Origin of the sequence: Paracoccus sp. MBLB3053 (genome assembly GCF_031822435.1) — a bacterium.
Taxonomy (GTDB): domain Bacteria; phylum Pseudomonadota; class Alphaproteobacteria; order Rhodobacterales; family Rhodobacteraceae; genus Paracoccus; species Paracoccus aurantius.
The window spans coordinates 240,496-262,168 of sequence record NZ_JAVQLW010000004.1 but is presented as its reverse complement, the minus strand read 5'-3'; the positions used below and the strand labels follow the sequence as shown (position 1 = coordinate 262,168).

Genomic DNA, 21,673 nt, shown 5'->3' with positions numbered 1-21,673 from the left:
TTCGGTTGCGGCTTGACCCTGATAATAGCAATGCCGAGAAAGCCGCCTCTATCCTTGGCATGTAGCTTACTGTTAACGCCGTAAATCTTTGCGATCGGCTTCGATATGGCGGCGCAGTTCCTCTTCGAGCTCGCGCACGAGATTGCGGTAATCGTCGACCTCGGTGCGCATTGGCGCGTCGGGGCGGGCTTCGAAACGGTGAAGCGATTCGAGTGCGAGTGAGAAATCTTCGCAGATAGCTCTGAATTCAGAGTCGCGCAGGAATAGCTGCCTGACAGCCGTTGAAAGCTGTGGAAAGCGCTCGATGACCAGATCGACCGTGCGCATAAGGCCTCGCTAGAAAAAACTTCCGCTGAGCATCCAAGGATGTAACATCTGGAAAAGTTTCCCGAATCAATTCCGCATGCAAATAGTTACTGTGACTAACAGGCAGGGGATTGACGGGTTTCCTGGCTGACGGACCGACGGTTTTATAATCCGACAGGAATGGGTGAGGCGATGATTGGGAAAGCCCGACAACCCACCGAGCACGAGATTCGGCATGCGCTCGATCGCGTATTGGCTTCACCCGAATTCGAAACCTCGGAACGCAACCGCCGTTTCCTGCGCTATGTGGTCGACGAAACCCTGGCGGGGCGGGCGGACCGAATCAAGGCCTACAATATCGCCACCTCTGTTTTCGGAAGGCCGGAAGATTTCGATCCGATGCAGGACTCCATTGTCCGCATCGAGGCCGCCCGACTGCGCCGCGCGCTGGAAAACTATTACCTGCGGGACCAGAGTGGCGGATTGGGGATTCGGATACCCAAGGGAGCATATGTCCCGCTTTTCGAGTTTCTCGAAGTGAGGGCCAGCGAGATAACGGACGATGCTACGGCGCCGGATCCCGCCTCGCGCCGCCCCCTTCATGAATACGGGCCGCGTGTGCTTGTCGAGAATTTCAACCAGCAGGGTGATGTGCATAACCAGGACGTGGCGCTGGTCCTGACCCGACAGGTAATAGCCGCATTGACCCGCTTTACCGAGATCTTCATCTATGGCCCGGAGTCCTCCGAGGCCCCGCGAGGTGCGGTCGAGGGCAAGGCCCGGCTGCACATCGACTACCGGCTGGTCGGTACAGTGACGGTCTCCAAGCGGTCGCTGCGGGCCGAGGTGCTGATGAAGCGCGAGGCGGATGGCCTCTATATCTGGGTGCAGGATTTCGAACGCGAGCTGGACGAAAACTGCAATCCCGCACGCATTGCCGGCCTTTGCTCCGAGATCGCAGGCCATGTCGCCCGCGTCCTCGCGCTGCGGGACGGCATTCTTGACAGCCAGGCCCGCGAGGCGGCGGGCGAGGGGCGGCGACATTTCGCGGGCTATCTCAAGCTACAGCATTTCCACGATTATTGGCGCTCGCTGGACGGCAATCTGTTCGAGCCGCTGCGGCAAGACCTTGAGGCCTCGATCGCCGAGGACCCGAATTTCGTAGCCGCCCATGCCTGCCTGTCGATGCTTTATTCAAACGCCGCGCGTTACGGGATCGATGTCAGCCATTGCTGCGCCGACCCGCTGGGCCGCGCGTTGGAGCTGGCCTGCCACGCAATCCGCCTTGCCCCAAATTCCAGCCGCGCCTATCACGCCCGCGCCATCGCCGAATGGTTCCTCGGCCGGACCGAGGAGAGCATCGCGACCCTGCAGATCGCGCGCACCCTTAATCCCAACAGTCCCGAGATCCTGGCCGAAATGGGTTTTCGTCACGCCATGAGGATGAACTGGGATGCCGCTGTTCCTCTGCTACGCGAGGCCTATATCCGCGACCCGCAGCAGAGCGGGCAATACCGCATGGGGCTTTTCCTCTATCATTTCGCCGAGGGCCGGCCCGAACGCGCGCTGCAGAAGCTGGAAGCGATCAATGCGCCGCATCTCGCGCTGGTCCGGCTTGCCATGGCCGCCGCACTTTCAGTGCTGGGGCGCAAGGACGAGGCCCGTCGCGCACTTGAAGAGGCCGGGCGGCTTTCGCCCGCCCTGCGAGGTCATCTTTCCGAGGATCTGAGCTTTCGCCAGCTTCACCCCGAACTGATCGCCCTGATCACGCAGGCGATCGGAAGCATCGACCCGAGCTGGACGCGGGCGCGGGACCGGGGCATCCGCAAGGCCTGATGAACCCGGCTGACAGTGACTTACATCCGGGCCGCTCCGCTCGGCTCGCCTGCGCGGTTAGAATGGCAGAAATGTTCCGTCCCAGCCGCCCTGCATAACCAGCCCGGCCTTTCGGCCCGGCCTATGAAACCGGAACGGAGAAGATCATGGCGACCGATAGCCAGAGCCAGAGCTTGCTGCATCCCGAGGCGGTGGCACATCTGCCGCCCTTCATCTCGCTGCCAGGGCAGACCGACTGGTTCCTGATCGGGACCGGGATATTCCTGATCCTTGCCGTGGTGGGCGTGGGGGTGTTCTATTTCAAGCTCCACGCACTTCCCGAGCACATGGCCCATCGTGGCCAGAAGATCCAGCTCGAACTTGTTGCGGTGCTGGCGCTGATCTCGCTTTTCACCCATAACCATGCCTTCTGGATCGCCGGGCTTCTGCTGGCGCTCATTCCGGTCCCGGATTTCACCACGCCGCTGACCTCGATGGCGGAATCCCTGGGGCGGATCGCGGGCAACCCACCCGCACCCGCACCGGAACCTGATCCCCTGCCGCCTGCAGAAAAGCGCGGCGCGACGGAGCAGGATCATGCTTGAGTTGCTGCTATGTTCTTCGGTCACGATCCTGCCGGATTACCTGTACCGCCGCTTCGCGCAGGGCAAGCGGATCGGGCATGAGATTACGCTGTTCACCGTTTGGTACGAGCTCCGCTGGGGCATCGTCCTTTGCCTTTTGTTGACCATCAGCCTGATTACGGCGATCTTCTATTTCCACCCCGCCACCAAGGCGGCGACTTCGGTCTTTCGCACCGTCACCATCCTGCCCCAGACCAATGGCCGTGTCGCCGAGACATTTGTGGACATCAACCAGAAGGTCGAACAGGGCGATCCCCTGTTCCGGCTCGAGGATTTCGAGCAGAAGGCCGCGCTCGAGACGGCGCGCCGCAAGCTGGCCGAGATCGATGCCAGCCTGACGGTCGCCCGCATCCAGGTCCGCGAGGCCGAGGGGCGGATCGCGCAGGCGAAGGGCATGCTTGCGCAGGCTCAGGATGAATACGACACACGCAATGCGCTTCTGCAGCAGAACTCGACAGCCGTCGCCCGGCGTGATGTCGAACGCGCCGAGGTTCAGGTCGCGACGCAGCAAGGCCAGGTCGATGCCGCGATCGCGGCGCGCGATGCCCTCGAGGCCCAGGTCGAGCACCAGCTGCCCGCCCAGAAGGCCAGCGCCGAAGCGGCCCTGGCGCAGGCGCAGGTCGAACTGGACAAGACCCTGGTCGTGGCCGGGACTGACGGCATCGTGCAGCAATTCGCACTGCGCCCTGGCGACGTGGTGAACCCGATGCTGCGCCCGGCGGGCGTCCTGGTGCCGCAGCGCCGAATTACCGGCCTTGCCGCCGGTTTCGGCCAGATCGAGAGCCAAGTGATGAAACCCGGCATGATCGGCGAAGTCACCTGTGCCGCGAAGCCCTGGCAGATCATCCCGATGGTGGTGACCGAGGTGCAGGATGTCATTGCCGGCGGCCAGGTGCGGGCGAGCGACCAGCTTGTCGATATCCAGAGCCTCTCCGGCGGCGGCACGATCACCGTGATCATGGAGCCGCTTTACGAGGGCGCGCTGGATGGGCTGCCTCAGGGCGCGACCTGCATCGCCAACGCCTATACCAGCAACCACGACAAGTTGGATGATCCGGAAATCGGCACCTTCCGCCGTTTCGCCCTGCATGCGGTGGACGCCGTCGGCTTGGTCCATGCGCTGATCCTGCGCATCCAGGCCCTGCTTCTGCCGATCCAGACGCTTGTCCTGAAAGGGCATTGATACCGAAACAGGAGACAGTCAGATGAAGACCAAGATCCTTGTCATCGCCCCCGGCCTTTGCCTCGCGGCGATCCCTGCCTGGTCGCAGGACCTGACCTTCACCCATCCCTCGGGCGCGACGGCCACCTTCTATGGCCAGTTGAACCTCACCTACCAGCACGTCGACGACGGCGAGGAAAGCAACGATGACGTCGTCGATAACGGCAATTCGGTCAGCCGCATGGGGTTCTGGATCGATATGCCGATGGGCGAGAACAAGCTCAGGATGAATTTCGAGACCGGGCTCGGCTTCAAGACCACTTCCGAAACCAGCCAGCTTGAGGATGCCGATTGGATCGACTGGCAGCGCACCGACCTGCGCAAGTTCGAGGCCGTCTATATCGCCAATTTCGGCTCGGTCTGGGTCGGACAGGGCAGCATGGCCACCGATGGCGTGGCCGAGATCGACAACTCCGGCACCAGCCTTGCCGGATATGCGAACCTGCCCGACATGGCAGGCGGATACGAATTCCGCGATGGCGAGCTGCTGTCGGGAATTGCGATCGGCGATGTCTTCAAGGATTTCGACGGCGGGCGGCGCTTCCGCATCCGCTATGACACGCCGAAATTCAACGGCTTCATGTTCTCGGCCGCCTTCGGGCAAGAGATCCTCGCCGAGGATGACGATGCCGATTACTATGACATCGCCGCCCGCTACGGCTATGAAAGCGAGATGTTCAAGGCAGATGCCGCGATCGGCTATGCCTGGAAAAACGCGGATGAGGGCGACACCGAGCAACTGATCGCCTCGACCTCGGTGGTGCATCGCCCGACCGGGCTGAACGCGACCCTCGCCATGGGCGACGGTGACGATGACAGCGGCAATTACGGCTATTTCAAGTTCGGCTGGACCGGCGACGTGATCGCCCTGGGCAGCACGGCAGTCTCGATCGACTATTTCGAAGGCAATGACTACGTCATTTCGGGCTCGGATTCCAAGTCCTGGGGTATCCAGGCGGTGCAGGCCTTCGACGATTACGGCATCGACGCATATCTGGGCTATCGCGAATACGAATTCGACGACGATACCGGCGCGGATTACCAGGATATCTCGGCGCTTATCCTGGGTGCGCGGTGGAAATTCTGACCCTGTTTGACAGCAACCTTCCCGGGAAGAGGGCGGTGCCATGAGCGAGGCACCCAGGTCCGATCAGATTGAAACGCGCGTGACCGATCTCGTCATCCGGCTGGCGCTGCTTGGCCTGTTTCTCTACCTTTCCTTCGCGCTGATCCGGCCTTTCCTGCCAGTTCTGGTTTGGGCGGTGGTGCTGGCCGTGGCTCTGGCGCCGGTGCATGAATGGCTGGCCGCGCGGCTGGGGGGAAGGCGGCGGGTGGCCGCGGTGCTGCTGACGATCCTGATGGTCGTGGTGGTGCTGGGTCCGGTCGCAGCGCTGGCGGGCAGTCTCGTCGAGACGGTCCATGCGCTGCTTGCGCGCCTGCATGGCGGCCCCCTGCATCTGCCCGACCCGCCGCAGCGGCTGGCCGCGCTGCCCCTTGTCGGCGAGCGGGTGCAGGAATTGTGGCAGCTGTCCTCGGCCAATATCGAGGACCTGCTGCGCCGCTATCGCGACGGCATCGCGCTGATGGGCGGGCGGCTCCTTGCGGTCCTTTCGCATGTCGGGCTGGAGATGGTGCTCTTCGTCCTGTCGATCATTCTTTCCGGCATGTTGCTGGTGCCCTCACCGGGGCTGGCGGTCTGGGCGCACCGCCTTGTCGCGCGCATCCTTGCTCCACGCGGCGAGCAGTTCATCCAGATCGCCACCCAGACAATCCGCAATGTCTCGCGCGGCGTGGTGGGCATCGCCTTGCTGCAGACCATCCTGATCAGCCTTGTCCTGCAGTTTGCCGGGGTCGCCGGGGCGGGACTGCTGGCCTTTGTCGTCCTGATCCTGTGCATCCTGCAGATTGGCCCGGCATTGGTGGTCCTTCCGGTTCTGGTCTGGGCCTGGATGACCATGACCGGCCCTCAGGCGCTTTTGCTGACTGTGGTGCTGCTGCCGCTGACGGTGATGGACAATTTCCTGAAGCCCATGCTGATGGGGCGGGGCCTTTCAACCCCATCGCTGGTGATCTTCCTGGGGTTGATCGGCGGCACCCTGTCCTTCGGCCTGATCGGATTGTTCCTGGGGCCGGTCGTGCTGGCCCTGTTCCACGACTTGCTCAAGTCCTGGATCCTTTACCCGGAGCCCGGCCCGCCTCCTGCGGATTGAGGACATGTCCGACCCGCTGACCTTCGCGCGTGGCGCGGCGCGCTGGCCGGACATCGCCCCGATCCAGCCTATAGCGGTAGCTGACACCGATGCTCACCCGGTCGCGATTGATAATGATATCGCCGCGCTGCCCCGAGGGGGCGGGGGTCGAATAGGCCTTGCCGCTGTCATGGGTCGGGACATGGACCGAGCCGGGATCGGGGTCAAAGCGGGTCCGGAAAAAGCGCGGCCGGCCCGAGACGCGGGTCGAGCTTATCTGCGGCCAGGATACCCTTGACGCCGATTGCCGCCTGCATTTCTGGCGCTGCCGCCGCCTGCGCGCCCGGCGCACAGGGAGCTTGCGGGCCGCGCCGCCCTTTTCCTGCCCTGGACAGATGAGGGAAGAAAGCGGAACATTCAGGTGCTTGCACGCCCCAATCTGGGATATCCTGTGATCGGAGAACCGGTCCCGCCCGGGGCGACTCAGCTGGGTCCGGCGAAGACCGATAGACGCGCGCATGCGATCACCTGCCTCGAAAAGGAGAGAGCCTTGTTCCCCAGGATTCCCCGCCTGCCATCCGCTGCGATGATCGCCGCGCTGTCCTGCATGACCGGCTTTGGGTTGGTCGGATCTCCGGCCGCGGCCGATCCGACCTTTCGCGATTTTCCCGTCGTCATCTATTGCGAGCATGAGCATATCACCAATGCCTATTACTTTTCGCAGCTCGGACCGGACGGCAAGGCGATCTACCTGACTCCCGATCGGCAGGCGGGCGTGATCTCGGTCGCGGGTGTCGCCGAGCATCTTGATGGCGAGCGGGTCGGGTCCTGCCGCGACAAGACATTGGACGATCTGCGCGCTTCCGGTCAGGCCTTCGATCTGTCGCAATGATCCGCCCCGATCCCGGCTCAGTCGATGATGTGACAGCCGCAGTCGATCCAGAGCGTCTGACCGGACCTTCTCTGCGTCGGCATCGCCGGTTCTGACAGGCTGCCGGGAAGGGCCTGCCGTTCGACGATTTCGCGAATTTATCCGGCGCGTTGACAGCATCGGGGCAAGGATCATGCCGACCGGTATGCCCGGATTAGCTGCTGTGCCACGGTGGGTTCGGCCTTGGTTCAAGGCGTCGTGTCACGCCGCAAGACCAGGACGCGCTGGATGACAGGCGCTGCCGCGGGCAGGGCCGATGCTTGCGGCAAGCCATGAAACCAGACCGCGTCAACCCCTCGCCTTCGGCATATGGATGTTAATTACTGTAAACTACCTTACCTTTTGTCCGGATATGCTACCTTTGACGGCAAGGCCGTCCGGCGCCCTGCAGGAGGCTGGGTCAATTGCAATTTCCTGCCCCGAGGAGACGGACCATGGTGATTAAGAACAACCGCGATCCCGACGCCCCCACCCCCAGCGCCGACGAGTTGCGCATGATCCAGCTCGAAAAGCAGATGGAGGAGATGGAGCGTCGCGCGAAACTGCGCGAGGCTGAGCGTCAGCAGCACGCCAAGGCGGCCGAGGAGTTCCTGCAAGGCGAGGTCAGCGACCGCGAGCGCGCGATGATCCGCCAACTGGTGATGAACGCGGTCGAGAAGGGCCAGTTCGAGGCCCTGGTCTACAGCTTCCCCTCGAAGCTGTGCACCGATCACGGCCGGGCGATCAACAACAATGATCGCGACTGGCCCGAGACGCTGCAGGGCAAGGCGAGGGCCTTCTACGACCGGTTCAAGGAAAACCTGCAGCCCAAGGGCTACAAGATGAAGGCGATGATCATCAATTTCCCGGACGGGATGCCCGGGGATGTCGGCTTCTTCCTGGACTGGGCGCCGAAGGCCGTGTGATCCCGTGCCGGCGGGACGAGGGCATGCCCGCCGACGACGAGCTTTGCGTCTGCTTGACGCCAATTCGGCGATGCCGAATGGCCGCACCAAGCGGGACGAGGCAGAGGCCGTGAGGCGGACAGGGCTTTCGCGCGCTACGCGGATGCTGAAAGACTTTGGACGACAAGACCATGAATTCCAAGCGACAATCCTGTTGCTGAACAGCGTGCCCATCCGGAGACCGCTCCCCGAGCGGGAGGATCTTGGTCGGGCGGCAGGGCGAGGTGTCATTCCGTGGCGTTCATCCCTCCAACATCGTCTCCAGAGCGACAAGGGCCTCTCAGACCATCGTGGTTCCGGCTGCTTCCGAGCCTGCGCGGCTATCGCTCCGCCTGGCTGAAATCGGATGTTTCGGCCGGTCTTGCCATTGCTGCCGTGGGGATTCCCAGCGCGATTGCCTATCCTGCCATCGCCGGCCTTCCCGCCGAGACCGGGATCTATGCCAGCATCGGATCGGTCATCGGCTATGCGCTTCTGGGGCCCTCGCGCCGGCTCATCGTCGGGCCGGATGCCGCGACCATGGCGGTTCTGGCGGGCGTGCTTGCGACGATCCTGCAGCAGATGCCCGGCCTGTCCCCGGCCGATCTCGTCGGGGCCGCGTCGCTTCTGTCGCTGGGCGTCGGGCTCATCTGCTTCGCCGCCAGTGCCTTCAGGCTGGGAAATATCGCCAGCCTGCTGTCGCGGCCGATCCTTGCCGGCTTCTTCATCGGCGTGGCGATCTCGATCATGGTCGGCCAGATCGGCCGGGTGACCGGCCTCAAGATCGAGGCCGAGGGTTTGATCGGGCCGTTGGTTGAGCTGGCGCGGAATGCATCCGACATCCACTGGCCGTCGCTCGTGCTCGCGCTTGCCATGTTCGCGATCCTGCAGCTTGTCCGGATCCGCCCGGTCGGCATCCCGGGCCCGGTGATCGTCGTGGTGCTGGGGGCCGCGCTGTCCGCGATCTTCAATTTCGAGGCCCGCGGGATCAGGGTCGTCGGCAACCTGCCGACCGGGCTGCCTTCGCCTGGGTTGCCGCGGATTGCCGGGCTGCCCTTGACGCAGCTGTTCTTGGGCTCGGCCGCGATCTTTGTCGTCAGCTTTGGCGCGGGCATCATCACGGCGCGCAGCTTTGCCGCCCGCACCGGCGAGGATGTCGACCCGAATGCCGAGCTGCGCGGCTTCGGGGCGGCGAACATCGTCTCGAGCCTGCTGGGCGGTTTTGCGGTGACTTCGTCGGATTCGCGGACGGCAGTCAACCTGTCGGTCGGCGGAAGGACCCAGCTTGCCGGCCTGACCGCTGCCGTCGTGCTGGCCTTGGCCGTCGCGTTCTTCGCCCAATACCTGCGGATCCTCCCGATCCCGGCCCTGGGCGCAATCCTGATCGCGGCGGCGCTCAGCGTCATCGACCTTGACGGGCTGCGCGAGATCTGGCGCATCAGCCGGGTCGAATTCGGCTTTGCCCTGATCGCCATGGCCGGTGCGATCAGCTTCGGCGTGCTGCAAGGCGTCGTCGTGGCGATCATCGCCACCTTTGTCTATGTGATCTTCAAGGAGACGCAGCCAAGGGTCGCGCTTCTGGGCCAGATGCCCGGCCGCGGCGGGTTCTACAAGCTGCACCGCTCGCTTGAAGTGCAGCCAATTCCGGGCCTCCTCATCTGCTTCGTGCAGGGCAACATGCTGTTCTTCAACGCGGATCACGTCGATGAACAGCTGCGCGGGGTCATTGCGGGGCACGCGCCCAAGACGCGCTGGCTGGTCATCGACGCCTCGGCCATCACCCAGATCGACAGCACCGCGGTCGAGATGCTCGAGAATCTTCGGCGCGATCTCGAAGGCCTCGGCATCCGCATGGGGCTGAGCGAGGTGCAGTCCAATGTCTCGGCCCTGCTCGAACGCAGCGGGTTCAATGCCGCGATCGGGCGCGAGATGATCTTCGACGATCTCGACGACGCGCTGCGCGCCTTTCAGGCCGCACCGCCCGGAACGCTACAGGAAGATACCCGCCCGTCGCGGACATGATCGGAAAAAGGGGGAAGGTCATGGGCAAGAAGCACAAGGATCACTCCGCAGAGATCTCTGCGGCGGATCGACCGGCGAAGCTCGATCGCAAGACCTACGAGAAAGAGATCGCCCGACTTCAGGCCGAGCTGGCGCATCTGCAGGCCTGGGTCAAGCACAGCGGCGCGCGCATCGTCGTGATTTTCGAGGGGCGCGATGCGGCGGGCAAGGGCGGGCTGATCAAGCGCATCACGGAAAAGGTCAGCCCGCGCGTCTTTCGCGTCGTGGCCCTGCCGGCCCCGAGCGATCGCGAGAAATCGCAGGTCTTCATGCAGCGCTACATCACCCAGCTTCCTGCGGCCGGCGAGATCGTGATCTTTGATCGCAGCTGGTACAACCGCCCCGGCGTCGAACGGGTGATGGGCTTTACCGAGGAAGCCGAGGTCGGGCGCTTTCTCGAAGGCTTGCCCCAGCTCGAGGCATGGCTGGTCGGCTCTGGCGTGATCCTGCTCAAGTATTTCCTCGACGTCTCGGAGGAAGAGCAGGAACGCCGCTTCCGCCAAAGGGTCGAGGACCCGGTGCGGCAATGGAAGCTCAGCCCGATGGACGTGGAATCCTATCGCCGCTGGTGGGATTACACCGCCGCCTATTCCGAGATGATCCGGATGACCGATACCGAAGTCGCGCCCTGGTGGATGATCGAGTCGAGTGACAAGAAGCGGGCGAGGATCAACGCGATCACGCATCTTCTCGCATCGATCCCCTATGAGAAGGTCAAGTTCAAGAAGCCGGATTTCGGCAAGAGGCAGGCACGTCCGAAAGGCTTCGACAAGGAGATCGCGTTTCGGAATGTCGTGCCGGACGTGACCGGAGGGCTCGTTGCCACGTAACCGAATGGGGGATAAGGATGGATGTTGCGCGGGGGCTCCATAAGGAACCGTGCGGCGAGGCAAGGGCTCATCCCCGTGGAAGTGCCCCGGCATCGCCGTGCGCACGAGGCGAGCCAGAACCCGGGCCAGCACCACGCTCCGCTGCAGCTCGCGCTCGCTCATCAGAACACGTCCCATGTCGAAGTGAACTGATGCGGTGGATGCCCCCACCCTACGGCATCTCGTATGCCATGATGGCTGCGTCGGAACAGAACGGCGGGCACATCAATGATGACGACCATCACCATGGCCAAGGCTTGAATCGAAGCCTAGGTGGGGAGCGTTGGGGAAGGCTACGACAATGCCTTGGCAGAGACGATCAGCGGCCTATTCAAGGCTGAAGTAATCCACCGCCGCAGGAAGTGGCGCGGTGTCGAGGCCGTGGAATACGCCTTTGTGGGAAAGGCCCTGGCTGTCCTGAATTTGGCTGCGCGAATAGCGGCCTTCAAACAGCATGCGTCCCGCCAGTTCCGCGCATGCTGACCATCCGCGGATTTCCGCAGCCAGGCCACGAGTGGAGAGCGGGAATGATTGCAAGTGACGAGTTGGGCCAGCATATCGTCTCGGCCGTTTCGACCAAAAAGCAACAGTCATGCCTTCATCACCGTTGGCAGAAGTCGATCGGGTGGGATTTCATCTCTCGGCCCTTGACCAAGAGCCCTGTCTCGCGAATGAGCCGAATTACGCGCGCAATTTAGCGAAGAACTGTTCGACGAGGCAGGGGAGCCGCCTGTGGCAAATGACACGCACCAATCGGTAAGGCAACGGGACCAAAGACGTAACTCTGGCCGCTATTCAAGGCGCAGCAGCGCATATGCGACAGTCTCGATGATAGGCCTCAGCTTCGCGGCCGCGGACCCCTTGCATGCACTGTCAGTCAGCAACGTTCTAAGTTACTCGATCGAAAGTCAGGCCGAGGGCGTTCTTTCCCTGCTTGGCATTTCCGCCATTCCGGATTCTGCGTCCAGTGCGCTGCAGCTCAAGGGCGATATCGCCCGAGGTTCCAGATCGAAGTTTGAAACATGGCAAGTCAGCGGCGGGTTCACTTGGAGCGATGAGCTGCCTCTCTACCTGGAGGGATCGATTGGATATAATCGCTACAATCCCGACCTGTTGATCACAGAAGATGCGGAAAGCGCGCGGCTCCGCCCGAAATGGACAGGTTTCGCTGCAACCGGTGGCGTCGGCTGGGATTTCGCGCTGACGGACACCTTGACATTCCGACCAATCCTGAACCTGACCATCGGCCAGGTTTTCAGCGACACCCAATACGTTGCGCAGTTCATAGCTGAACACCTTGGCAACTATGACACCGCCTTCATCAAGGATGGCGGCTTGACCGTTGGCGGTTACGGCGGAGCACTTGCGCTTGTCTACAATGAATCCTGGGCTTCGGGTTCCGAGGCAGATGCCGTCCTTCGCTATACCGATATTCATCTTGAACCCATCGGCGGCGACAAGGATGTGGTCGGGTCCGCATCGGCAAGAACGCTTGCTTTGTGGTCACGGCTCCGCGTGCCGAACTCGATGCAGGCGTTTGGAAGCCCGATGCGAACGGTCTATGAATTCTCCGCATCCTATCTTGCCGGGGATCAGGGGGAAGTCCTCCGCACTGATTGGCTGGCCCAGATTGGCGTCGGACTTGAGATCAACACCCAGAAGACGAAGATACCGCTTATCGAAGAAGGCCGCATGGTCTTTCGCTACACCATGGGCGAAAAGCTGAATGGCTGGGGCGTAGGGCTTGCGGTCAGCTTCTGATCTGAAATGAACTGACCTGTCGATGCCCGTCAGGGTCGGGATTTGTTCTTGGTTGCGGCGTTTGTATTCTCGAGCCGTAAACCGCGCTGCGGGGCCAAGAAGAATGGGTTCTGACCCCAGGCGAGGCTATGCGGTTTCGATCATTTCGGGCACGAGGTTCTCGGGCTCGTAGAGCTCGGAGCGCCGGACGCCGCCTTCGCCCAGGATGGTAACCATCTGGCCACGACGCTTTGTCAATGATGAGTGGATCGTCTCGGGCGTCGCCACCAGCGGCCAATGCATTCCGGTCGGGTCGGCGGCGCGCCGGCTTGCATTGCCGATCGGCCTGTCGGCCCACCTGACGCCGGTCTGGCGATGCAGCCGTTCCCATCGCTCGGACCAGGGGTCGTTCTGCGCGGCGGTGGCAAGGCTGTCCCGCCATTCTCTCAGCTGTTCAAGAAATCCCGCGCGGAAGCGCATGCCCGCTGCCTCCGCCCGCTCGGCGAGCCAGAGCAGCGGAATGTTGCTGAGACGACCTGATCGTGCGATGGCGGTATCGCCGCCCCCGACGTCGATGTGACTGCCCGCGAACCAGACCTGACTGACCGCCTGGGGAACCTGAAGAAACCTGCCCGTCGGATCGCATTTGAGCGCCTCGCCGGGCGCTTCCGTCCAAAGGGTGGGGGTAAAGAAGCCGCGACGCTCGTCCATCGCCAGCGCCTGCGCGGCTTCCTCGACCTGATCGCCAAGCCGGGTGTCATGGAAGCCCTTGATCGGCCGACGCACCCGGTCGCCGAGCTCGTCAAGCCAGCGGGTGACGAGGCTACCCGCGCGCGCCCAGGGCGTCCTGCGAAGATCCGGCGCGCGCCCAGAGATCTCGAAAGGCAGGCCCAGCGAGCCGACGGTATCGAACACGCCCAGAAAACGTATCGGCATCGGCGCGCCGACCTCAGGGCGAAGGATCCGTTCGAAGAAGCTGTCGTCCTCGCCGGGCTCGTGAACCCGATAGTAGATGTAGGCCTGTTCGATCAACTCGGGCGAGCGGAGTCGGCCCACAAGGCGCATGAAGCCGGCCATCGAGCGCACGGTGAAAGCGCCACGGGAAAACCCGAACAGGAAAACGGCGTCACCGGGCTCGTAGTTCTTCAGAAGGAAGGCATAGGCCTGCCGCACGTTTTCCGACAAGCCGATGCCGAAGTTTCCGCCGATCTTCGCATCGAGGTCGCCGGCGGTCCCCACACCCTTGTCGTAATAGACGAGCTGGCGCGCGTCTTTTACGGCCTCGCTCGTCAGCCAATGGATGTTGGTTTCGTCCTCAGGATCGTTCCACGTGCCGTCGCAGCCAATCACCAAGTTCTTCGGCATGTCATCAGGACCGTTTGCCGAGGAGCTTCGCGAAATGATCGTTCAGCTTGTCGTAGATGCCGCCTGAAAGCTTGCTTGCCGTCTGTTCCAGCGCTTCGGTGACGATCTTCTGCTCGTCCTTGCTGATCTCTCCCTTCTCGTGTTCGCGGTTCGCCGCTTCCTTCAGCCGGTCGAGGATGCCGAAGATGGACAGGTCGGCGTCGACGCGGATCTCGACACCCTCATCCTCGTCGCCGATGATGAGACGCTTTGCGCCGATCTCTTCCCAAAGCGCGTCGAAGCGCTGGTTCGCGGTCCTTGTTCCGGGTGCCTGTTCGGACATGGCTTTTCCTCCCTCAGACTCTGATCCCCTCGGCTGAGACCTGGTCAAGCGTCAGCCCGCTCAGGCGCAGGCCCTCCACGCTGACCGGTGTGCTGAGCCCCTCGACCCGCACTGCGCCGATTGAGGCCTTCGCACGGAGATCGCTCAGCACCAGCTCGCCGATTTGCAGGTGCAGCACCGGTTTGGCGATGAAGATCGCCTTGAAGAACTCACCGATCTTGAACACCGGCGCCTCGAATGTTTCGGGCTCGATATCCATCAGCGTCACCGGCTCGGGGGAACCCACATCCGGGATTGCAACCTCCGGGATCTCGATATTCCCGACTGCCACGTCGGGCAAACGAAGCGGCGCCTCGGGACTGAACCGGTCGATCGCGAGCCTCGCGCTGTCGGCGTCGGGAGCCGCGAAGCGCGCGACCTCGAAGGAGGCGAAACCGAGGCCCGAGACACGGAAACCGCTGGCCGGCAGGCGGGTCTGCTCGATCGCAAGATCGGTGAATCCGGCCGCACCGAGCGCAACGTCAGACACGGGCTGGACGCTGGCCGAAACGTCAGAGACATCGACGCTCGGGACCTCCAGCTCGATGTCCCGCAATAGCGGGATCCGGATGTCGTGCAGCGGGATGGTCTTGGCCTTCGAGCCGAGTGCCTTCACGCCCTGATCACTTCCGAACCACTTGAGATCGTAGCTCCACTGCACCTCGAAATGCAGCTCGAGAATGGCGCGCACGTTCCGGAGCAGGGCCGCGCCGCAAGTGACCCGAGAGGAAAAGTGTTCGATCGCCACTTTCTCGATGCTGGCCTCGCCGACCTCGATCCGGTCGATTTCGACCGAGGCGGCCCGGCCGGCAGCTGCCGCGATGCTGTTGACGCTGATCCGCCGACGCAAGGCAGCCCCGAGTTGTTCGAGCAGCTGCGGGTCGAGGAGGCGAGCGGTCAAGGTCTGCGGGTCGGGCATGGGCGTTTCTCCCATTTGCTGCTAGTCGATGGAAATCGGGTCCTCGGGTCCAAGGGAGGTCAGCCGGGCGCGCAGCGCCTCAGGCGAGACTTTCCCCAGGATTTTCGCAACGGTATCGCCGCATTGCTGCATCTCGGCGTGATCCGCCTCATCGATCAGCCCGCCTTCACGGCAGGCATCGGCGATCTCGCGAATCCATGCGCCGAACGCGCCCGCGGTGTCGATCTCCTCATCCTCGCCGGTTTCAAGGTAGCGGACCGGGCTTTCGTTCGCGGCCGTCCAGAGCGCCTGGAACCGTGCCTCGGCCTCCGTGGCGTCCTGGATTGCATCCTTGGCATCGTCCGGCATCCATGCCTCCTCAGATGCTGATCTCGTTGATGGTGACCTCGCGAAGCTCAAGCTCGCCCAGACGCAGGTTGTGAAGGGTCACGGGTGCCCTGATGTTCTCGATCGCGATCCGGCCTATCGACGAGTTCGCGTCAATGTCGCTGATGGTCAGCGATGACATGCGGATGTCGATCACCGGGCGCACGAACAGGCGGACGCTCAGGATGATGAGGTCGAAGCCAATGCTCTGCTGGAGGTTCGTGGGTGTGATGTTCGGGATGTGGATCGGGGCGCTGGAAGATATGGCGGGCACGTCGACATCGGGAAGCTGCACACCGGTCACGACGGTGCCCGGCAGCCGCAGCGGTTGGTCGGGCGCGAAGCGTTCGATGGAAAGCGCTTCGGTAAAGGTTGCCGGGACGGCGAGATCGCGCATCCGCACAGCGCCCAGACCGATCCCGTCGAGTCCGAAGCCGGCCGCAGGCAATTGCGTGCCATCGATCCGCAGGCCGCTGAACTGACCTGCGCCGAGGTCGAGATCGGCCACCGGCTGCACGTCGATCCCTGCATCCGACAGCGAGGCAGAGGGAACGTCCACCGCGATATCGTTCAGTTGCGGGACGATGACTTCACCGATGGAGAATGGAAAGCTGAGCTCTCCGGAACGCGAGCGGCCAATGCCGAAGACGCGAAACCGCAGCTCGACGATTATGCGCAGCACCCCGCTCACTTGCTGGAGCCGCGTCTGACCGGCAGTCAGCGTCGCATGGACGTTCTCGATATCGACCCGGTCAATGGTGGCGCGACCGAGTTCGATTCGACCGACGCCGATACTGCCCGCCAAGCCGGACCGTGCCAGAACCTGCGCGACATCGACCCGCTTCAAGGCCGGGCCGATTAGGCTGGCGAGGCCTGCGGTATTCTCGCCGGGTTGCTCGGTTTGTGTGGAGGTAATACCCGAAGAATTCATCGGCTGTTTCCTGGCGATTGAAGTGCCCGTAAACCCCGTGATCCAAATAGAATCCACGTTATTCATCGAATGGAAATATTAAGTCCCGCCCTGCCAATAATGCAGTTTATCGTCACATATGCGGTCGAAAATGGGTTAATTGACAAGGTTGCATTTTTTGCGATTCGAGTCGATATTTTTTAAAGTTCGAGTCGATGCTATATTGTTAGAGAATTTGCCGAAGCATTCCGGCACCTGCGATGGTGCCTGCGCGGAGGATTGTAAAAATGGGCCGTTTTTTTTGGCCGATTCTGCTGATTGCAGTGCTGCCCACGGTCGCGGCCGCCCAATTCCTGCGGGAGGTGCGCGACGAGGCGATGCTGGCGGGCCGAAGCGCCCAGTCGTTCCAGCCTGCCGATGAGAACTATTTCGCAGCGATGGATAACGGCCTTGATCTGACCCCAGACGAGGTGAAGGGTCGCAATATGTGGCTGGTCTGGACGGGTGGCAACGACCTGTTCTGGGACCGCCTCACCAATGACACCTTCGGCCAGTTCGACCTTTTGAAGACGCTGTCGTCCCACCCCGACCTGCCGGCACGACGTGCCAATCGCTTCAAATACCTGGGACTGATGAACGAGCCGTGTTTCGAGCAAGCGACCGGTCCCGACCCTGATCGTTACGGCCTGTGGCTCGACCGGCGCAGCGAGGACTGCCCCGCCGATCCCTTCGCAAACGCCGAGAAATATCCCGGGGTCGAGATCGGTGCCCGTGGCCGCAACGTTCCGGTCGGGTCTTATTACGGTGAGCCTAGCGGCGTGCTGGGCCTGCGGCTTTTCCCGAACCCGGAATTCGACGAGAAGGCCGAGCAGGACTGGGACCCGGAGCGTTTCTACAACGATCCGGACTATTATCTGGACGATGATCTGGTGCGACCATACCGGGTGGGGATGTCCTGCGCGTTTTGCCATGTCGGGCCAAGTCCGATTGCGCCGCCGGACGATCCGGAAAACCCGGCGATGGAGAACCTCAACGCCACCGTCGGGGCGCAGTATTTCTGGTTTGATCGGATCTTCGCGTGGAAGCCCGAGGACCGGCAATACATGGTCCAGCTTATTCACACCGCGCGGCCGGGAACGCTCGATACCTCTCTGGTTTCAAGCGACTACATCAACAACCCGCGGACGATGAACGCGATCTATCTGCTCGAGGCGCGGATGGCGAACGCGCTGCGCTTCGGAGAAGAGCGGCTGGAAGACGGTGAACGCGACAACCGGCAGTTCGACGATTTCCCGGCGACCCAGGCGCTCGCCCCCTTCTTCGAGCCGCCGGACCTCAGTTTCAGCCCGCGCGTCCTGAAGGACGGCGCCGACTCGGTGGGGGCGCTTGGCGCGCTGAACCGGGTCTATCTCAATATCGGGCTCTACAGCGAGGAGTGGACCCGCCACTTCAACCCGATCGTCGGCGGCCGGTCGATTTCGCCGATCAAGATCGAGACGGCGCAGAAAAACTCTGCCTATTGGCAGGCGACCGAGGCGCAGACGCCGCTGACCGCGCTCTATTTCCTGAAGGCGGGTCGGCCGGACGCCCTGGCGGACGCGCCGGGCGGCGCGGAGTATCTGACGGCAGAGGCGGGATCGCTCGACAATGGCAAGACAATCTTTGCCGAGAACTGCGCGCGCTGCCATTCAAGCAAGTTGCCCCAATCGGCGTATCAGGCGATGCCCGGCGGCTGTTCGGGGTCGGGATACCTGCAATGCTGGAACCGCTATTGGGAACTGACCAAGACTGAGGATTTCAAGTCCGAGATGCGCGCGATCGTGCGGGCGGAGGACTTCCTGGACGGCAACTACCTGTCGAACGAGTTGCGCATTCCGGTCACCCTGCTTGAAACCAACGCCTGCAGCCCGTTGGCGACCAACGCGATTGCCGGGAATATCTGGGACAACTTCTCGTCGGACAGTTACAAGAGCCTGCCTTCGGTCGGCACGATCAAGGTCTACCATCCCGTGACCGGGGAGCCCTACGATTACGAGATGCCGGCGGGCGGACGCGGCTATACCCGGGTGCCGTCGCTTGTCAGTCTCTGGTCGACGGCACCGTTCCTGCTCAACAACACGGTCGGCCGGAATGTCGGCCAGATATACGACCCCGACCCCTCGGTGCGCGGTCGGATGATCGAATTCGAGGATGGCATCACCAAGATGCTCTGGCCGGAGAAACGAGAGCGCGACCAGCTTCTCGGCGACAAGATCCCCGGCTTCATCGACCGGACGACCGCGCGGAGTTACCTGATCATCCCGCGGGGCTTCCAGCCGGAGTTCCTGGGCAAGCTTTTCGAACCCTTCCGAGATGAGCTGCCGTGGCTGTTCAACGCGAATGGGGATATCCAGCTGGGGCCGATTCCGGCGGGCGCACCGGTCGGGCTTCTGGCCAACCTGGATCTCAGGCTCGACCAGGCCGATCTCCTCGATCGGATAGAACATGACGTCAAGCTGTTCAGGTTGGTCGTCCAGATCAAGCGCACCTTGAAGGACCTGCCGGAAGACGCCAGTGACGAGGACGTCCGGCTTGCCTTTCGCCCTCTGGTCGGGCCGATGCTGGAACTCAGCAAATGCCCGGATTTGGTGGTCAATCGCGGGCACCTGTTCGGGACGCAGCTGAGCGACGCAGAGAAGAACGACCTGATAGATTTCCTCAAGACCTTCTGAGGCACCCCGTGCACAGGGAAGCGGTAGATTACGTCGTGGTCGGATCGGGCGCCGGGGGCGGCACGGTCGCTGCGCGCCTGGCCGAGAGCGGCATGCGGGTGCTGCTGCTCGAGGCGGGTGGCGACCCGCGGAACCTGACCGGAGGCGTGCGCGGAATGCCGGACGGCAACCGGCTGCCCGACGATTACGACGTGCCGGCGTTTCATTGCTTCGCCTCCGAGAACGAGGCGCTGCGCTGGGATTTCTATGTGAACCACTACGCAGTTCCCGATCGGCAGGCCCGCGACTGGAGGGCGGGGCCGGAGGGGGTGCTTTATCCGCGCGCGGGCACGCTTGGGGGTTGCACTGCGCATAACGCGATGATCCTTGTCTGTCCGCACCACGAGGACTGGCGCAGGATCGAGGCCCTGACCGGCGATGCAAGCTGGTCACCCCGAGAAATGCAGCGCCACTTCCGCAGGCTCGAGGATTGTCACTACCGCCCTGTCCAGCGGCGGCTCGCGGCTTTGGGCATCGACCGGACGGGCCACGGCTACGACGGCTGGCTTGCGACCGACAAGGGCATCCCGCGCGCAGCGCTGCGCGACGATGAGCTTGTCGACATGGTCCTGTCGTCGGTGCGCAAGATCGCAGGCGAGCGCGCCGATCTTGGTGAGCGCTTGCGCTGGTTTCTGGAAAGCGCCGCCGATCCGAACGACATAGACCGGCTTGAGGATGCCGCCGAAGGCCTGTGCTATACGCCGCTTTCCACGCGTCGCGGTCGCCGGGTCGGAAGCCGCGAGCGCGTGCTCGACGTGGCCCGACGCCACCCCGACCGGCTGATCGTCGAGCTCGATGCGCTGGCGACCCGCGTGGTGCTCGACGCCAGCGGCCGGGCGATCGGCGTCGACTACCTGAAGGGAGAGCGGCTTTACCGGGCCCATGCCGTGCCAAACAACGACCCAGGGGAGCCGCATCACATCGCCGCGCGGCGCGAGGTGATCCTTGCCGGCGGGGCATTCAACACGCCGCAGTTGCTGATGCTTTCGGGCATCGGCGATCCGGCCGAACTTGGTCGGCATGGCATCGACCTGCGGGCGCGGCTCGACGGCGTCGGCTGCAACCTTCAGGATCGCTACGAGGTCGCCGTCATCAACCGAATGGCGTTCGACCGCTGGGAGAGCCTGGCCGGGGCCGACTTCGCCGTTGGAGATGCGCTTTGGCGGGCCTGGGACAAGCACGGCAGCAGCCTCTACGCCACCAATGGGGCGGGCATCGGCGTCATCCGCCGCTCCACTCCCGACGCGCCGCTGCCCGATCTCTTCTGCATGGCCCTGCTCGCGCATTTCGATGGCTATTATCCGGGCTACGCGGCCGAGCTTTCCCGGCACTTCAACTGTCTGACCTGGGCGGTCCTGAAAGCGCATACGGCGAACCGCGCCGGACGGGTCCGGCTGGCTTCAGCCGATCCGCGTGACCGGCCGAGGATTGATTTCAACTATCTCGACGAAGGCAGCGAAGGCCATGAGGCCGACCTGCGCGGCGTGGTGGAGGGGGTGAAGCTGGTCCGCCGGATCACCGAGCCGCTGCGCCGCCGCGGCTTGATCGCCGCCGAGGAGGTGCCCGGTGACGGCGTGCAGTCCGACGATGAGATCGCCGCCTACATCCGCGACAATGCCTGGGGTCACCACGCCTCCTGCAGCTGCAGGATCGGCCCGAAGGACGAGGGTGGCGTTCTTGACTCGCGGTTCCGGGTGCATGGGGTGCCCGGCCTGCGCGTCGTCGACGCCTCGGTCTTCCCGCGCATCCCCGGCTTTTTCATCGCGGCCGCCGTCTACATGGTCGGCGAGAAGGCAGCCGAGACGATCCTTGAGGACGCGAAACGCCAACCGCTGACAGAGGAAGCCACCAATGGCATATGATCTCGAAAAGCTGATGGACATGAGCCAGAAGGAACTCGACGACCTGTTCTCGAGCGTGCCGGCCGGCGATATTCCCGACGGCGCCGCCGAGGGCACCGCGATCATCGCGGCCGGAACGCGCTTCTCGCCGCTGATCGCGAGGTTCATCAACACCTTCGCCTGGCAAGGCAAGGTGTTCGACGCCGAGAAGGGCGTCTTGCGCAACCGCATCCTGCCGATCGGCTTCAACGCGATCATCGCCAAGGTCTACAAGGACCAAAGCTGGCTCGACGGCAAGGAATGCATCGTTCTCGATTATTCCGACACCTCGCTGGTCGCGCAATGGATCCGCGACGAGATCCGCGAGATCGGTCCCGGTCTCTATCTTGGAAAGGTATACTGGGATGACACGCGCCTGATCGACTTCGTCCTGGAGTTCGAGGGCAAGGGCTGACACGCGC

20 protein-coding genes are annotated in these 21,673 nt (G+C 63.0%); 13 read left to right on the top strand and 7 right to left on the bottom strand.

Going from position 1 to position 21,673, the window contains the following annotated elements; genetic code table 11:
• Window positions 1–72: 72 nt before the first annotated feature.
• The gene (locus RGQ15_RS19835; RefSeq protein ID WP_311162553.1) at window positions 73–327 is read right to left on the bottom strand and encodes a hypothetical protein; all 255 of its coding nucleotides are present in this window, start codon (window positions 325–327) and stop codon (window positions 73–75) included.
• A 171-nt stretch (window positions 328–498) separates the two neighbouring features.
• Here RGQ15_RS19835 and RGQ15_RS19830 point away from each other — a divergent pair, with 171 nt between their 5' ends.
• From RGQ15_RS19830 to ppk2, 9 genes are all read left to right on the top strand, one after another.
• Window positions 499–2,142 (top strand): hypothetical protein, encoded by a 1,644-nt coding sequence (locus tag RGQ15_RS19830; RefSeq protein WP_311162551.1) that lies wholly within the window; start codon window positions 499–501, stop codon window positions 2,140–2,142.
• Between the two features lie 146 nt (window positions 2,143–2,288).
• Window positions 2,289–2,726, top strand: coding sequence for a hypothetical protein (locus RGQ15_RS19825; protein WP_311162550.1), 438 nt, complete (start codon window positions 2,289–2,291; stop codon window positions 2,724–2,726).
• A complete protein-coding gene (locus RGQ15_RS19820; protein ID WP_311162548.1) occupies window positions 2,719–3,948 on the top strand; it encodes an HlyD family secretion protein in 1,230 nt (409 codons plus the stop codon). The genes RGQ15_RS19825 and RGQ15_RS19820 overlap by 8 nt, the downstream gene beginning before the upstream one ends.
• A 22-nt stretch (window positions 3,949–3,970) precedes the next feature.
• The gene (locus RGQ15_RS19815) at window positions 3,971–5,074 is read left to right on the top strand and encodes a porin family protein (protein WP_311162547.1); all 1,104 of its coding nucleotides are present in this window, start codon (window positions 3,971–3,973) and stop codon (window positions 5,072–5,074) included.
• Window positions 5,075–5,114: 40 nt separating this feature from the next.
• On the top strand, window positions 5,115–6,197 hold the full coding sequence (locus RGQ15_RS19810; protein WP_311162545.1) for an AI-2E family transporter: 1,083 nt from the start codon (window positions 5,115–5,117) through the stop codon (window positions 6,195–6,197).
• A 529-nt stretch (window positions 6,198–6,726) separates the two neighbouring features.
• The gene (locus RGQ15_RS19805; protein ID WP_311162543.1) at window positions 6,727–7,068 is read left to right on the top strand and encodes a hypothetical protein; all 342 of its coding nucleotides are present in this window, start codon (window positions 6,727–6,729) and stop codon (window positions 7,066–7,068) included.
• A gap of 473 nt (window positions 7,069–7,541) precedes the next feature.
• Window positions 7,542–8,012, top strand: coding sequence for a hypothetical protein (locus RGQ15_RS19800; protein ID WP_311162541.1), 471 nt, complete (start codon window positions 7,542–7,544; stop codon window positions 8,010–8,012).
• A gap of 273 nt (window positions 8,013–8,285) precedes the next feature.
• Window positions 8,286–10,052, top strand: coding sequence for a SulP family inorganic anion transporter (locus tag RGQ15_RS19795; RefSeq protein WP_311162540.1), 1,767 nt, complete (start codon window positions 8,286–8,288; stop codon window positions 10,050–10,052).
• Window positions 10,053–10,072: 20 nt separating this feature from the next.
• Window positions 10,073–10,921: a polyphosphate kinase 2 gene (ppk2, locus tag RGQ15_RS19790; RefSeq protein ID WP_311162539.1), complete on the top strand. Its 849-nt coding sequence runs from the start codon at window positions 10,073–10,075 to the stop codon at window positions 10,919–10,921.
• A gap of 366 nt (window positions 10,922–11,287) precedes the next feature.
• Here ppk2 and RGQ15_RS22410 read toward each other — a convergent pair whose 3' ends face one another.
• Window positions 11,288–11,416 carry a hypothetical protein gene (locus RGQ15_RS22410; RefSeq protein ID WP_409201362.1) on the bottom strand — a complete coding sequence of 43 codons (129 nt, stop codon included), beginning with the start codon at window positions 11,414–11,416 and terminating at the stop codon, window positions 11,288–11,290.
• Between the two features lie 372 nt (window positions 11,417–11,788).
• On the opposite strand from RGQ15_RS22410, the gene RGQ15_RS19780 reads away from it, so the two are divergent.
• Window positions 11,789–12,721 (top strand): autotransporter outer membrane beta-barrel domain-containing protein, encoded by a 933-nt coding sequence (locus tag RGQ15_RS19780; RefSeq protein ID WP_311162537.1) that lies wholly within the window; start codon window positions 11,789–11,791, stop codon window positions 12,719–12,721.
• A gap of 126 nt (window positions 12,722–12,847) precedes the next feature.
• Here the strand turns inward: RGQ15_RS19780 and RGQ15_RS19775 are convergent, their stop codons facing one another.
• From RGQ15_RS19775 to RGQ15_RS19755, 5 genes are read right to left on the bottom strand one after another with little or no spacing between them, the layout of a single operon-like run.
• Entirely contained in the window at window positions 12,848–14,065 is a 1,218-nt protein-coding gene (locus RGQ15_RS19775) for a DUF2235 domain-containing protein (RefSeq protein ID WP_311162536.1), read from the bottom strand.
• A gap of 4 nt (window positions 14,066–14,069) precedes the next feature.
• Window positions 14,070–14,387 (bottom strand): hypothetical protein, encoded by a 318-nt coding sequence (locus RGQ15_RS19770; RefSeq protein ID WP_311162535.1) that lies wholly within the window; start codon window positions 14,385–14,387, stop codon window positions 14,070–14,072.
• Window positions 14,388–14,400: 13 nt separating this feature from the next.
• Entirely contained in the window at window positions 14,401–15,345 is a 945-nt protein-coding gene (locus tag RGQ15_RS19765; protein WP_311162534.1) for a hypothetical protein, read from the bottom strand.
• Between the two features lie 21 nt (window positions 15,346–15,366).
• Complete coding sequence (locus RGQ15_RS19760; protein ID WP_311162533.1) at window positions 15,367–15,693, bottom strand: hypothetical protein; 327 nt, start codon at window positions 15,691–15,693, stop codon at window positions 15,367–15,369.
• Window positions 15,694–15,703: 10 nt separating this feature from the next.
• A complete protein-coding gene (locus RGQ15_RS19755) occupies window positions 15,704–16,642 on the bottom strand; it encodes a hypothetical protein (protein WP_311162531.1) in 939 nt (312 codons plus the stop codon).
• 266 nt (window positions 16,643–16,908) lie between these two features.
• On the opposite strand from RGQ15_RS19755, the gene RGQ15_RS19750 reads away from it, so the two are divergent.
• From RGQ15_RS19750 to RGQ15_RS19740, 3 genes are read left to right on the top strand one after another with little or no spacing between them, the layout of a single operon-like run.
• Window positions 16,909–19,332, top strand: coding sequence for a c-type cytochrome (locus RGQ15_RS19750; RefSeq protein ID WP_311162530.1), 2,424 nt, complete (start codon window positions 16,909–16,911; stop codon window positions 19,330–19,332).
• An 8-nt stretch (window positions 19,333–19,340) separates the two neighbouring features.
• Window positions 19,341–21,233, top strand: coding sequence for a GMC family oxidoreductase (locus RGQ15_RS19745; protein WP_311162529.1), 1,893 nt, complete (start codon window positions 19,341–19,343; stop codon window positions 21,231–21,233).
• Complete coding sequence (locus RGQ15_RS19740) at window positions 21,223–21,666, top strand: hypothetical protein (RefSeq protein ID WP_311162528.1); 444 nt, start codon at window positions 21,223–21,225, stop codon at window positions 21,664–21,666. Before RGQ15_RS19745 ends, RGQ15_RS19740 begins: the two co-directional genes overlap by 11 nt.
• The last annotated feature ends 7 nt before the right edge of the window (window positions 21,667–21,673 follow it).

Bases quoted from the DNA above. Each gene is read 5' to 3' on its own strand.
- RGQ15_RS19835 (WP_311162553.1), bottom strand. From the start codon at position 327: ATGCGCACGGTCGATCTGGTCATCGAGCGCTTTCCACAGCTTTCAACG.
- RGQ15_RS19830 (WP_311162551.1), top strand. From the start codon at position 499: ATGATTGGGAAAGCCCGACAACCCACCGAGCACGAGATTCGGCATGCG.
- RGQ15_RS19825 (WP_311162550.1), top strand. From the start codon at position 2,289: ATGGCGACCGATAGCCAGAGCCAGAGCTTGCTGCATCCCGAGGCGGTG.
- RGQ15_RS19820 (WP_311162548.1), top strand. From the start codon at position 2,719: ATGCTTGAGTTGCTGCTATGTTCTTCGGTCACGATCCTGCCGGATTAC.
- RGQ15_RS19815 (WP_311162547.1), top strand. From the start codon at position 3,971: ATGAAGACCAAGATCCTTGTCATCGCCCCCGGCCTTTGCCTCGCGGCG.
- RGQ15_RS19810 (WP_311162545.1), top strand. From the start codon at position 5,115: ATGAGCGAGGCACCCAGGTCCGATCAGATTGAAACGCGCGTGACCGAT.
- RGQ15_RS19800 (WP_311162541.1), top strand. From the start codon at position 7,542: ATGGTGATTAAGAACAACCGCGATCCCGACGCCCCCACCCCCAGCGCC.
- ppk2 (WP_311162539.1), top strand. From the start codon at position 10,073: ATGGGCAAGAAGCACAAGGATCACTCCGCAGAGATCTCTGCGGCGGAT.
- RGQ15_RS22410 (WP_409201362.1), bottom strand. From the start codon at position 11,416: ATGCTGTTTGAAGGCCGCTATTCGCGCAGCCAAATTCAGGACAGCCAG.
- RGQ15_RS19780 (WP_311162537.1), top strand. From the start codon at position 11,789: ATGATAGGCCTCAGCTTCGCGGCCGCGGACCCCTTGCATGCACTGTCA.
- RGQ15_RS19775 (WP_311162536.1), bottom strand. From the start codon at position 14,065: ATGCCGAAGAACTTGGTGATTGGCTGCGACGGCACGTGGAACGATCCT.
- RGQ15_RS19770 (WP_311162535.1), bottom strand. From the start codon at position 14,387: ATGTCCGAACAGGCACCCGGAACAAGGACCGCGAACCAGCGCTTCGAC.
- RGQ15_RS19765 (WP_311162534.1), bottom strand. From the start codon at position 15,345: ATGCCCGACCCGCAGACCTTGACCGCTCGCCTCCTCGACCCGCAGCTG.
- RGQ15_RS19760 (WP_311162533.1), bottom strand. From the start codon at position 15,693: ATGCCGGACGATGCCAAGGATGCAATCCAGGACGCCACGGAGGCCGAG.
- RGQ15_RS19755 (WP_311162531.1), bottom strand. From the start codon at position 16,642: ATGAATTCTTCGGGTATTACCTCCACACAAACCGAGCAACCCGGCGAG.
- RGQ15_RS19750 (WP_311162530.1), top strand. From the start codon at position 16,909: ATGGGCCGTTTTTTTTGGCCGATTCTGCTGATTGCAGTGCTGCCCACG.
- RGQ15_RS19740 (WP_311162528.1), top strand. From the start codon at position 21,223: ATGGCATATGATCTCGAAAAGCTGATGGACATGAGCCAGAAGGAACTC.